Source organism: Rahnella sp. PAMC25617 (assembly GCF_050606005.1).
In the GTDB taxonomy this organism is placed as follows: Bacteria; Pseudomonadota; Gammaproteobacteria; order Enterobacterales; family Enterobacteriaceae; genus Rahnella; species Rahnella variigena.
In genome coordinates, this window is the sequence record NZ_JBOCUM010000002.1 from 261,773 (window position 1) to 274,277 (window position 12,505).

Below are 12,505 nucleotides of genomic sequence, written 5' to 3' on the forward strand. Positions count from 1 at the left end.
TCCGTCATTCTACACATTCCGCGCGTTTTGCGATGAATTGAGCCCGGCTCAACGCCAGCGGGAGATCGCCATCACAAAAATAAAACAGCGTTGCAGATTTTTATTGATGTCAGGAATAGAACTGCACATTCTCGTATGAAACCGGTTACCTATCGTTTCACAGCCTTTCACAAAATAACCAGTACGTTGCATAAAAAGCGGTTTCACAGAAGCCAGGGCTTCTGAAAAACATTCATAACCCTATGAATCCGAGAGAGTTGTTCTCATGTCTAAAAATTTTGCAGCAATATCACAGTCGGTTGTCGCGGCAATCGGTGGTGCAGAGAATGTGGCAGCAGTGACGCACTGCATGACACGCCTGCGCTTCGTGCTGAATGACGAATCTGTCGTCGATACCGCCATGCTGAAAGCCATTACCGGCGTGATGGGTGTGGTGCGCAATGAAAAACAGTGTCAGGTGATCATCGGTAACAATGTTTCTCAGGCCTACGCTGAAGTGCTGAAACTGCTGCCGGAAGGCTTTGCTGCGGCCAGCGATGACGCGCCGGACAAAAGCAAAATCACGCTCAAACGCATTGGATCCGGCATTCTCGATGCGCTGATCGGCACCATGTCACCGCTGATCCCGGCGATTATCGGCGGGTCGATGGTGAAACTGCTGGCGATGATCCTGGATATGACCGGCGTCTTCGACAAGGGGGCGTCGACGCTGATTATCCTCAATACCATCGGCGACGGCGCGTTCTTCTTCCTGCCGGTGATGGTGGCGGCGTCGGCGGCAGTGAAATTCAAAACCAATATGTCGCTGGCGATTGCCATTGCCGGGATTTTGGTGCATCCGGCATTTATCGATTTAATGGCGAAAGCGGCGCAGGGACAGAAAGTCGAATTTATCGGTATTTCGGTGACGGCGGTGAAATACACTTACACGGTTATTCCCGCGTTGTGCATGACCTGGTTGCTGTCTTACATCGAAAAATGGGTCGATCGTATTACACCGGTAGTGACCAAAAACTTCCTCAAACCGATGCTGATCATGCTGATTGCGGCACCAATCGCCATCATGCTGATTGGCCCGCTGGGTATCTGGATCGGTACCGGGATTTCGGCGGTGGTGTACACCGTTCACAGTTATCTCGGCTGGCTTTCGGTCGCCATTATGGGGGCGGCCTGGCCGTTGCTGGTGATGACCGGCATGCACCGCGTGTTCACGCCAACCATTATTCAGACCATCGCCGAAACCGGCAAAGAGGGCATGGTCATGCCGTCGGAAATTGGCGCGAACCTGTCGCTGGGCGGTTCTTCGCTGGCGGTGGCATGGCGTACCAAAAACCCGGAGCTGCGTCAGACGGCGCTGGCGGCGGCGGCATCGGCGATTGTCGCCGGGATTTCCGAACCCGCGCTGTACGGCGTGGCGCTGCGCCTGAAACGTCCGCTGATCGCCTGTTTAATCAGTGGTTTCATCTGCGGTGGTGTGGCCGGATTAGGCGGACTTGCCAGCCATTCGATGGCGTCGCCGGGGCTGTTTACCAGCGTGCAGTTCTTTGACCCGTCAAACCCGATGAGCATTGTCTGGGTCGCGGGCGTAATGATCCTCGCGGTGGTGATTTCCTTCTTCACCACGCTGTTACTCGGATTTGAAGATATTCCGGTGGAAACCGTGGCGCCAAAAAATACAGCGCCGGAATCAACGGTTCCTGCCGTCTTTGCGGTTTCGCAGAGCGCAGTTAAATAAATTAAAGGAGAGGATTTCTCATGGCAGCATCAGCATTTCCTGAAGGTTTTTTATGGGGCGGCGCGATTGCCGCAAATCAGGCTGAGGGCGGCAGTTTTGAAGGAGGAAAAGGCCTGACCACGGTCGATATGATCCCGCACGGCGCGCACCGTCTGGCGGTTAAAACGGGTCAGGAAAAACGTTTCTCACTGAAAGAAGACGAGTTTTATCCGGCGCATCAGGCGATTGATTTCTATCACCGTTATAAAGAAGACATCGCGCTGATGGCCGAAATGGGCTTTACGGTGTTCCGCACGTCGATTGCCTGGAGCCGGCTTTATCCCAACGGCGATGAACTGACACCGAACGCGGAAGGGATCGCGTTTTATCGCGACGTGTTTGCCGAATGCAAAAAGTACGGCATCGAACCGCTGGTCACGCTGTGTCATTTCGATGTGCCGATGCATCTGGTGATCGAATACGGGTCGTGGCGTAACCGTAAAATGGTCGAGTTTTTTGCACGTTATGCGCGTACCTGCTTTGAGGCGTTCGACGGACTGGTGAAATACTGGCTGACGTTTAACGAGATTAATATTCTGCTGCACAGCCCGTTCTCCGGGGCGGGTCTGGTCTTCGAAGAAGGTGAAAATCAGGAGCAGGTGAAGTATCAGGCCGCGCATCATGAGCTGGTTGCCAGTGCTTTAGCGACCAAAATCGCCCATGAAGTGAATCCGCAAAATCAGGTCGGTTGTATGCTGGCGGGCGGGAATTTTTATCCGCAAACCTGCAAGCCTGCGGATGTCTGGGCAGCGTTGCAGAAAGATCGCGAAAACCTGTTCTTCATCGACGTGCAGGCGCGCGGCGAATATCCGACGTACACCCGGCGGGTCTTTGCAGAGAAGGGCGTGAACGTGGTGACGGAACCGGGCGACGCAGAGATCCTGAAAAACACCGTCGATTTCGTCTCGTTCAGTTACTACGCGTCACGCTGCGCATCGGCAGACATGAACGACAACAACAGCAGCGCGGCCAACATCGTCAAATCGCTGAAAAACCCCTATATCGACGCCAGCGAATGGGGCTGGGGAATCGATCCGCTCGGCCTGCGTATCACCATGAACATGATGTACGACCGCTATCAGAAACCACTATTCCTGGTGGAAAACGGCCTCGGTGCGAAAGATGAAATCAACGCGCAGGGCGAAATCAACGACGACTACCGCATCAGCTATCTGCGCGAGCATATTCACGCGATGGGCGAGGCGATCAGCGACGGCGTGCCGCTGATCGGCTACACCTCGTGGGGTTGTATCGATCTGGTTTCCGCTTCGACCGGCGAAATGAGTAAACGCTACGGCTTTGTTTACGTCGACCGTGATGATGCCGGAAATGGCACGCTGGAAAGAAAGAGAAAAAAATCGTTTTACTGGTACAAGAAAGTGATCGCCAGCAACGGCGTGGATCTGGACTGATTCTGCAAAGGGGAATATCTGCATCTCCGATATTCCCCTTAACCTGAAAGCATTAATCATTCATCTTATTTACTGCCGTTATTTCCGCCATTATTTATGGTGATTAATATTATTATCCGTAACAAACGTGCAATATAATTATCTCATTGTATGCAATAGAATTTTTCACTCCGGCTTATCCCTTCGCTCTATTTTAATTTCACACTTTGTCACCGCATTAAAATCCCCTGATAGCTGCGCAAATCAGGTAAAAAGAGTGTGATCTCAACTCCATAACCTGAGCAATTAATTTGCAGCCATTCTCTGCAGAGAATAAAAGACAGCTAATAATGTCAGTTAATGCATTTAACTTCAGGAGCGATGAATGAAACAGCAGTGGAGCAGGGAGCAGGCATCCGTGTGGAGCCGGCAACAAGGCTGGATTTGTGGATTTAACTATCTGCCACGCACGGCAGTGAACTGGACGGAACTCTGGCAGCGCGAGACTTTTGATGCGCCAACTATCGATCAGGAACTCGGCTGGGCGCATGAGGCGGGTTACAACCAGCTGCGCATCAATCTGCCGTTTATTGTCTGGCAGGATGATCGCGACGGTTTGCTGGCGCGCATTGACGCGTTTCTGGCGATTGCCGCCCGTCATCAGATTAAAGTGATGCTGACGCTGATGGATGACTGCGGGTTCTCGGGTGACGAACCGTTCCTCGGGCCGCAAAAAGCGCCGGAACCGGGTAAACATAACAGCCAGGCGGCAGCCAGTCCGGGGCGCGATGTGGTGTGTAACCGCGATATGTGGCCGGAAGTGGAGCGTTATGTGCGCGATATTGTCCGTTATTTCCGCACCGATGAACGTATCGCCATCTGGGATTTGTATAACGAGCCGGGCAACCGTGGCACCTTTGCCAGCGGGCTTGAGGAAGTGTCATACGATGAAAAACTCGAAGTCTTTGCGCTGGAACTGATGCAAAAAGCGTTTGTCTGGGCGCGGGATGAAGATCCGCTTCAGCCGCTGACTGTCTGCGCATGGCATTTCTCGCAGGATCCGGATGAGCCGGAAAACGAGTTTTTCACTCATCCCATTGATGTCGAAGCGGCAAAACTTTCCGATATCATCAGTTTCCACGCCTACGTCGCCACGCCGAAACTTTTGCAGGCGTTGCGTTTCTGGCAGAAATTTGACCGTCCGGTGTTATGTACCGAATGGCTGGCTCGCCACGTCGGCAGCGTGTTCGAGGAGCAACTGCCGCTGTTCAGCGCATTCAATGCGGGCTGTTATCAGTGGGGATTAGTGCGCGGTAAAACGCAGACCACGCTGCCGTGGCCCTCGGTGCGTAAGGGCAATCACGATTATGCGCATTTGTGGTTTCACGATGTGCTGGATGAATACGGCATTCCGTTCCGTCGTGCAGAAATGGACCTGGTTCGCCGTTTAACACGAATGAAATAACGCTCAGGGAGTGATTTATTTAGTGTGTTAAGTTTTTCGGCAGGCAATATTCGTCTGATAACTGTCCTGATCACAGATATCGTTTAATACAGAAATTATAAAAAAAAGCCTTCGCGAGCGAAGGCCAGTGAATGATCACTAAAATTTAGTTTTGGAACGAGAGACGTGCTCCCGGAACGATGTTAGTACCCTTTAGAAATTTGGCCTGAGAAATCGCGTTAAGTAATTAAAGAAACTTCACCTGTGATTTCAGCAGAATTCGAGCAGGGTGATTTACGATGAAAAAAGCCGCCCGGGAAGGGCGGCAGCGCTTCAGTTTTAAGACTCCGGTTCCGCCTTTTTCCCGGCCAGCATGGCTAAGAAGTCATATTTCTGCTGCAACTCTTTCTCTGCCGCCGCATACAACATTTCTGCCACTTCCGGCTGCTGGGAATTCAGGCGACGGAAGCGTTGCTCGTTGTTGAGCGTATCCGTCAGACCACTGGAAGGTGGCCTTGAATCCAGTGCCAGTGCCGGTTTACCTTCTTCCACGCGACGTGGGTCGAAGCGGTACAACGGCCAGAAACCGGTGGTGGTCAGCTGTTTCATCTGGTCATGGCTGAGCGCCAGATCGTAACCGTGCTCTTCGCACGGACTGTACGCGATAATCAGCGACGGCCCCGGATACGCTTCGGCTTCCTGAATGGCTTTCACCGTCTGGTTCAGCTGCGCACCGAGCGAAATTTGCGCCACATACACATGACCGTACATCATCATGCTGACGCCCAGATCCTTACGCGATTTCCGTTTACCCTGTTCGGCAAATTTCGTCACCGCGCCAAGCGGCGTGGCCTTCGACTGCTGGCCGCCGGTGTTGGAATAACACTGGGTATCGAGCACCAGCACGTTGACGTTTTCCGTCAGGCTCAGCACGTGATCCAGCCCGCCGAAACCGATGTCATACGCCCAGCCGTCGCCGCCAATCAGCCAGATGGATTTATCCACCAGATAATCGGCGTCGGTCGCCAGCTGACGCGCATCCGGCGTATCAATGTCTGCCAGAATTTTGCGCAGCGCCGTGACATGTTCGCGTTTCACTTCCGGCGTGGACGTCTCATCGCGCAGGCCGCCTAAAAGCTCTGCGGGAATATGTTCTTCCAGCGAGGCGACTAAACGCAGCACGCGACGGCGATGCTGATCGACAGTCAGACGGAAGCCCAGCCCGAATTCGGCGTTATCTTCAAACAGCGAGTTTGCCCAGGCCGGACCGCGGCCATCGGCGTTGGTGGTGTACGGCGTTGAAGGCAGGTTGCCGCCATAAATTGACGAACAGCCGGTGGCGTTGGCGATCAGCAAACGATCGCCGTACAGCTGGGTCAGCAGTTTGATGTAAGGCGTTTCGCCACAACCGGAGCAGGCACCGGAATATTCGAACAGCGGTGTGATCAGCTGCGACGTGCGGATATCGATGCGTTCCAGCGTGGTTTTATCAATTTCCGGCAGTTTGAGGAAGAAGTCATAGTTGGCGCGTTCTTCTTCCAGATGCTCAATGCGGTCGGCCATATTTATGGCTTTGATGGACGGATCCTGCCGGTCTTTTGCAGGGCACACTTCCACGCACAGATTACAGCCGGTGCAGTCTTCAGGCGCAACCTGCAACACGTATTTCTGGCCGCGCATGTCGCGGGATTTCACATCCAGAGATTGCAGTGCAGACGGCGCGTCTTCCATAAACTCCGGCTGAACCACTTTGGCGCGGATGGCGGAATGCGGACAGGCCGCGACACAATGGTTGCACTGAGTACACAAATCCGGCTTCCAGATCGGCACTTCTTCGGCAATGTTGCGTTTTTCCCATTGCGTGGTGCCTGTCGGCCAGGTGCCGTCCGGCGGGAAAGCCGAAACCGGCAGGGCATCGCCAAGACCGGCCAGCATGGTGGCAGTGACGGTTTTGACGAAATCCGGCGCAGCGTCGGACACAATCGGCGGGCGTTTGCGCGGGTTTTCCGGAATCGCCTGTAACGGCACTGATACCAGTTCTTCCAGCGTGGCCGCCAGCGCCATCCAGTTGCGGGTGACGATTTCCTCGCCTTTGCTGCTGTAGCTGCGGGCAATCGCGCCCTGCAATTCGGCCAGCGCCTGTTCGCCCGGCAAGATCTGCGTCAGGTGGAAGAACGCCATCTGCATGACGGTGTTAATGCGCGCGCCGAGTTTGCACTCGCGGGCAATTTTGGCGGCGTTGATCACATAGAAACGGGCTTCGCGCTGGATAAGCGTCGCCTGAACTTCCAGCGGTAAACGTGCCCAGACTTCATCGGCGCTGAACGGCGTATTGAGCAGGAAAATACCGCCCGGACGCAGGCGTTCTGCCATCTGATACAGATCGATAAACTGCCACTGATGACAGGCGACAAAATGCGCCTGGCTGACCAGATACGCGGATTTGATCGGCTTCTCGCTGACGCGCAGATGCGACACCGTCAGACCACCGGCCTTTTTGGAGTCGTAAACGAAATACCCCTGCGCGTACATCGGTGTGCTGTTGCCGATAATCTTGATGTTGTTCTTGGTGGCTGATACCGAACCGTCGCTGCCCAGCCCGTAGAACAGGGCTTCGAGCGAAGCGTGCTGCGGTAAATCTTCTTCCACCACCGGCAGGGAAAGGCCTGTCACGTCGTCATAAATGCCGACGGTAAAGCGCGGACGTGGCTGACTGAGTGACAGCTCGCGGAATATCGACATCACGCAGTCGGGGCCGAACTCTTTCGAGGACAGCCCGTAACGTCCGCCGGTCACTTTTGGCAGCGAATCCCGTTCGCCACGGCTATACGCTTCTGCCAGTGCGGTCATCACGTCGAGGTATAACGGCTCAGCCAGCGCGCCCGGCTCTTTGGTGCGATCGAGCACTGCAATGCTTTTCACCGTCTGCGGCAGCACGGATAACATATGTTCGGCGCTGAAAGGACGGTACAGACGCACTTTCAGCACGCCGACTTTCTCGCCGCGCGCATTCAGGGTTTCAATCACTTCTTCTGCGGTGCCGATGCCGGAACCCATCAGCACGATCATCCGTTCTGCCTGCGGATCGCCGACATATTCGAACGGCTTATATTCGCGGCCGGTCAGGGCGGCAAACGCATTCATGGCGTCGATAACGTGCTGACAGGTCGCGTCGTAATACGGATTGGTGGCTTCGCGTGACTGGAAATAGGTGTCCGGGTTAGCAGACGTCCCGCGGATCACCGGATGATCCGGCGAAAGGGCGCGTGCGCGGTGCGCGTCAATCTGCGCCTGCGGCAACATTTGCTGGAGCGTGTCATCGCTCAGCGGGGCAATTTTGTTGATTTCATGCGAGGTACGAAAGCCATCAAAAAAATGAATAAACGGCACGCGGCTGTTGAGACTGGCGACCTGAGAAATCAGCGCGAAGTCTTGTGCTTCCTGCACGCTGGCGGCAGAGAGCAGGGCGCAACCGGTCTGGCGCACGGCCATCACATCGGAATGATCGCCAAAAATCGACAGCGCGTGGGTGGCGACGGTGCGCGCCGCAACGTGCAGCACAAACGGCGTCAGCTCACCGGCCAGTTTGTAGAGCGTCGGGATCATCAGTAACAGACCCTGCGACGAGGTGAAGGAGGTCGACAGCGCACCGGTCTGCAATGCGCCGTGAACGGTAGAAATTGCCCCAGCTTCGGACTGCATTTCCATTACTGTCGGGACATCGCCCCACAGATTTTGCTTTCCTTCGCCAGACCACGCACCGGCAATTTCGGCCATGGTGGAACTTGGTGTGATCGGGTAGATGGCAATCACTTCGTTAGTGCGATAAGCCACGGAAGCGACTGCGTTATTACCGTCAGTGGTGATCATGGAATACCCTTTTGCGTTGCTCACAATTGCGGCCAGCAGGAAATTCGGTTTGCTGGCAAGAATGATAAAAGCTTAGCAGAGGGCGGATTAATCGATTTATCCTGATTGTGTGCAGGGCTATTTCGCTCTATTTTTGAACCGGTTACGCAATGACCCGCGGTGTAAGGATTTTTATTAGCCGCTGCGAGAAAACAAACACTCAGCAGCGGCTAAATAGGGGAGTGAGGAAATCAAACGGCGATTAATTAATATCGATGCGTTTTATTCCTTTCTGACGCTCAATACCGATTAAGCCACCCAGGGCTCCGGCGAGGGCAATACGCAGGAGAAAATCTGTCAGCATAAAAAGGCTCCTTGTTGATTATATTTTCCAGTGTATGTAGACGGAAAAGAGGTTAATAACCGTTAATTTTATTAGCAGAAGAAATAACCAGGCGAAATAAAATGTGTCTGAGTGTTTAAATACGCCCTTTTTTTAGGAAAAAGTTGATGTTATTTCTCCGGAGGGCTCGACGGCGATGAAAAACGTCGGATATGATGGCGATTCGAAAAAAATTCCCCCGTCATATTCAGGAGCAGGACAGATGATCACTGCGTTTCGCGTGTTACTGGCCGCGGGTGTGCTGGTGTTAGCCGCATGCAGCAGCCACGACGATTCGGCTGATGTTGTGCAAAAAGGCAACAGCGTTAATATCGGACAGCGCACCGTTAATATAGACAGCCCGGCTTATGCAGCCTGTTCCATGGCGGGAGGCCAGTTACGAATGGCGCCGCAGCTTGATGGCAGTCGTGTCGGCATGTGTTCGATGGCGAATGGCCGTCAGTGCTCTGAAGGCGCGCTGATGCAGGGACTCTGTAAAGCCTGATAAAACGCCAAACTGATGTTTGGCGTTTTTGCATTCGTGCTACGACATACCTGCTGTTACATACGGTCTTTCAGACGATATACCAGCTGGTGTTTGCCCTGCGTCAGGGTCAGTTTGTGATCCTGCAGGGTCACTGCCGCGCCATTATTCAGAACGTCGCTGATCACGTGATCCCATTTATTCAGATTTTCATCCGGGCACAGCATCATGGTGGACGCCAGGCCTTTCACGGTCAGCACGTTGTTTTGCAGCTTGCCCTGACCCATGAAGTTGTTACACATTTTGCCGGAAACATGCATGTTTGAGCCGAATTCAATTTCCGGAATACGTCCCTGCGCTGCAGGAACCGTCTGACCATCGACACTCAGCAGTTCAAAGCGGTGGTGCTGCAGGTCGTTTTGTTTCACAGTAGTGTCTTGATTCATGCTGCAGGCACCCAGAGTCATCGCGGCGGCCAGAATAAACAGTGACTTCTTCATCTTCTCTCCTGAGAAATATTCCTTTAGCACTCGCCATGTCGATACATTCAACTGACTTATGCAATATTTGTTGGAGTATTATAGCGTGAATGGATGGGGATTTTAAGCCCTTAACTCCCTCCACTGCGATGTAGCTTAAAACCTTGTCCGTCTTTATCCCGTCATCTCCCCATCATAAAAGCGTCATTTTAGCCCGATAGGTTATGCCCATCACGAGTCAGAGAGACACCGGCGGCATGAGCTATTTATCACTTCACCACATCCGAAAATCCTGGGGCAATAAAGTGGCACTCAACGACATCAGCTTTGATGTGGAAGAGGGCGATTTCATTGCGTTGCTGGGGCCGTCCGGCTGCGGGAAATCCACCATGCTGCGCACGATTGCCGGCCTGGAATCCGCGGACAGCGGCGCGATTTATTTCCAGCACACAGACGTGACAGCGCTAACACCGTCACAGCGCAAGCTTTCTATGGTGTTCCAGTCCTACGCACTGTTTCCGCACATGAACGTTCGCGAAAACCTGTTATTCGGATTGCGGGCGCGCGGCGAGGATAAACGTCATTTCGCTTCGCGGTTACAGGAAGTCAGCAAACTGATGGAGCTGGAACCCTTGCTCGACCGGCTTCCGGCGCAGCTTTCCGGCGGACAGCAGCAGCGTGTGGCGCTGGGCCGGGCGGTGATTGCCAATAACAAGCTGTGTCTGATGGATGAACCGCTTTCCAATCTGGACGCCAAGCTGCGTCAGAGTATGCGTCGTGAGATCCGTGCGATTCAGAAAAAGCTCGGTCTGACGATGGTGTACGTCACCCACGATCAGACCGAAGCGATGAGCATGGCGGACAAAATCATTCTGCTCAACGACGGGTGTATCGAACAGCACGACACGCCGGACAATCTCTATAGCAACCCGACCAGCATTTTTACCGCGCAATTCATCGGTGCGCCGCCGATGAACATTCTGCCGCTCGAACGCCGGGGTCATCACCATTATCTGGCCACCATGTCCTTGCCGGTGGTGGAAAATTTTCATCAGGACGCGATCAGTCTGGGGCTGCGTGCAGAAGATATTCAGCTGATTGCCGCCGAAAACGCCAGCCTGACCGCGCAGGTGATAAGCCACGAATACATGGGTGCGGATACTCTCATCGCCTGCGCCTTAGCCGGATATGCGCAACCGCTGACGGTCAAAGTCGCCGGGATGAAACGCTACGCCGAAGGCCAGTCCGTCGGGTTGCAGTGGGCGACGGGCGCACAATATTTTTTCTTCACAGCGGACGGAAAGCGCTGTTATCAGGCGGAACAAGCCTGCCAGCCTTCAGATAACCGCGTCGCCGTGTAGCAGGTTTTTTTGAGTCACTTTTATTCTTACAACGACTATTACCGAAGGGAACATCATGTCTATTGCGCACCGTTTCTCACGTCTGACCGCAGCGATGCTTTTAATCACCGGAACCTCGGCTTTTGCGGCGGATCCTGTGAAATTACAAATGTATTACCCGATCGCCGTGGGCGGAAAAATCAGCCATACCGTGGATACGCTGGTGGAAGATTTCCAAAAAACACATCCGGATATCAGCATTCAGCCGGTGTATACCGGGGATTACGCCACCACAGTCACCAAAGCGCTGACCGCGTTCCGTGGCGGCAATGCCCCGCAAATCGCGGTGATTGGCGACATTGAAGCCTATTCGCTGATCGACGCGGGCGCGATTTTGCCGGTCAGTGATCTGGCAAATGATGCAGACGGCAAAAAATGGATCGACGGTTTTTATCCGGCCTTTATCCGCCATATTCAGGATAAGGTGTGGGGGATCCCGTTCCAGCGTTCAACCGTGGTGATGTACTGGAACAAACAGGCGTTTGAGAAAGCCGGGCTGAATGGCGATACGCCGCCAGCAAACTGGCAGCAGGTGGTGGATTTCGGCAAAAAACTGGTGGTACGTGACGGTAATGAAGTGAAGCAGTGGGGTATCGAAATTCCTTCAACGCCAAATGGTTACTGGAACTTCCAGGGGATTGCCGCCACCAACGGCAGCCATCTGGATAATGGCAAAGGCACGGCGGTCACCTTTGATACGCCAGCCAACGTCGAAACGCTGCAATGGCTGACTGATTTGTCGCAAAAAGACGGCGTATCACCAAAAGGCACTATTGCCTGGGGCACCACGCCGCAGGACTTTATCGACGGTAAAACGGCGATGATGGTGACCACCACCGGCAACCTGACTACCGTGCGTGAAAACGCCAAATTCCCGTTCGGTGTGGCGATGTTGCCGGAGAAAACCCGGCGCGGCAGCCCGACCGGTGGCGGCAACCTGTACGTTTTTAAAAACACCTCGCCGGAACAGCAGAAAGCCGCCATTGCGTTTATCCGCTGGGTTTCTGCGCCTGAGCAGGCCGCCCGCTGGAGTATCGCGACGGGCTACGTCGCCACATCACCCGCAGCTTGGGAAACGCCGGTCATGCAGGATTACGTGAAACAGGTGCCGCAGGCGCTGGTGGCGCGTGAGCAGCTTAAATATTCCCAGCCGGAGCTGTCGACGTATAACAGCGTACAGATCCAGGAACTGCTGAATCACGCGATCGAAGCCGCCGTGACGCAGGCCAAAACGCCGGCAGACGCGCTGAGTTCGGCACAGAAACAGGCCGACCGCCTGCTGAAACCTTATCAGTAAGGACC

At 54.0% G+C, this 12,505-nt stretch carries 8 protein-coding genes; 6 read left to right on the forward strand and 2 right to left on the reverse strand.

From position 1 onward, the window contains the following. Positions 1–265: 265 nt before the first annotated feature. The 3 genes from ascF to ACM615_RS02080 all read left to right on the forward strand — a co-directional run bounded on the left by ascF (position 266) and on the right by ACM615_RS02080 (position 4,630). Positions 266–1,735, forward strand: coding sequence for a PTS cellobiose/arbutin/salicin transporter subunit IIBC (gene ascF, locus ACM615_RS02070; RefSeq protein ID WP_431011351.1), 1,470 nt, complete (start codon positions 266–268; stop codon positions 1,733–1,735). Between the two features lie 20 nt (positions 1,736–1,755). Next, positions 1,756–3,186, forward strand: a complete 1,431-nt coding sequence (locus ACM615_RS02075; RefSeq protein ID WP_431011352.1) for a 6-phospho-beta-glucosidase — start codon at positions 1,756–1,758, stop codon at positions 3,184–3,186. Between the two features lie 364 nt (positions 3,187–3,550). Next, positions 3,551–4,630, forward strand: coding sequence for a cellulase family glycosylhydrolase (locus ACM615_RS02080; RefSeq protein ID WP_314723373.1), 1,080 nt, complete (start codon positions 3,551–3,553; stop codon positions 4,628–4,630). 318 nt (positions 4,631–4,948) lie between these two features. On the opposite strand, the gene nifJ is transcribed toward ACM615_RS02080, so the two are convergent. After that, positions 4,949–8,479: a pyruvate:ferredoxin (flavodoxin) oxidoreductase gene (nifJ, locus tag ACM615_RS02085; RefSeq protein ID WP_431011367.1), complete on the reverse strand. Its 3,531-nt coding sequence runs from the start codon at positions 8,477–8,479 to the stop codon at positions 4,949–4,951. 584 nt (positions 8,480–9,063) lie between these two features. Between nifJ and ACM615_RS02090 the strand changes: the two genes are divergently transcribed. Continuing rightward, a complete protein-coding gene (locus tag ACM615_RS02090; RefSeq protein ID WP_112287263.1) occupies positions 9,064–9,345 on the forward strand; it encodes a putative hemolysin in 282 nt (93 codons plus the stop codon). Between the two features lie 56 nt (positions 9,346–9,401). Here ACM615_RS02090 and hslJ read toward each other — a convergent pair whose 3' ends face one another. Beyond that, the gene (gene hslJ / locus ACM615_RS02095; protein WP_120163981.1) at positions 9,402–9,824 is read right to left on the reverse strand and encodes a heat shock protein HslJ; all 423 of its coding nucleotides are present in this window, start codon (positions 9,822–9,824) and stop codon (positions 9,402–9,404) included. 236 nt (positions 9,825–10,060) lie between these two features. On the opposite strand from hslJ, the gene ACM615_RS02100 reads away from it, so the two are divergent. Both ACM615_RS02100 and ACM615_RS02105 read left to right on the forward strand, forming a co-directional pair. Continuing rightward, the gene (locus ACM615_RS02100) at positions 10,061–11,164 is read left to right on the forward strand and encodes an ABC transporter ATP-binding protein (RefSeq protein ID WP_431011353.1); all 1,104 of its coding nucleotides are present in this window, start codon (positions 10,061–10,063) and stop codon (positions 11,162–11,164) included. Between the two features lie 55 nt (positions 11,165–11,219). Beyond that, the gene (locus tag ACM615_RS02105) at positions 11,220–12,500 is read left to right on the forward strand and encodes an ABC transporter substrate-binding protein (RefSeq protein WP_431011354.1); all 1,281 of its coding nucleotides are present in this window, start codon (positions 11,220–11,222) and stop codon (positions 12,498–12,500) included. Positions 12,501–12,505 lie beyond the last annotated feature (5 nt).

What these genes read in the sequence shown, in the direction of transcription:
- ACM615_RS02100 (WP_431011353.1), top strand. Translation starts at nt 10,061, where the DNA reads ATGAGCTATTTATCACTTCACCACATCCGAAAATCCTGGGGCAATAAA.
- hslJ (WP_120163981.1), bottom strand. Translation starts at nt 9,824, where the DNA reads ATGAAGAAGTCACTGTTTATTCTGGCCGCCGCGATGACTCTGGGTGCC.
- ACM615_RS02080 (WP_314723373.1), top strand. Translation starts at nt 3,551, where the DNA reads ATGAAACAGCAGTGGAGCAGGGAGCAGGCATCCGTGTGGAGCCGGCAA.
- ACM615_RS02105 (WP_431011354.1), top strand. Translation starts at nt 11,220, where the DNA reads ATGTCTATTGCGCACCGTTTCTCACGTCTGACCGCAGCGATGCTTTTA.
- ascF (WP_431011351.1), top strand. Translation starts at nt 266, where the DNA reads ATGTCTAAAAATTTTGCAGCAATATCACAGTCGGTTGTCGCGGCAATC.
- ACM615_RS02075 (WP_431011352.1), top strand. Translation starts at nt 1,756, where the DNA reads ATGGCAGCATCAGCATTTCCTGAAGGTTTTTTATGGGGCGGCGCGATT.
- ACM615_RS02090 (WP_112287263.1), top strand. Translation starts at nt 9,064, where the DNA reads ATGATCACTGCGTTTCGCGTGTTACTGGCCGCGGGTGTGCTGGTGTTA.
- nifJ (WP_431011367.1), bottom strand. Translation starts at nt 8,479, where the DNA reads ATGATCACCACTGACGGTAATAACGCAGTCGCTTCCGTGGCTTATCGC.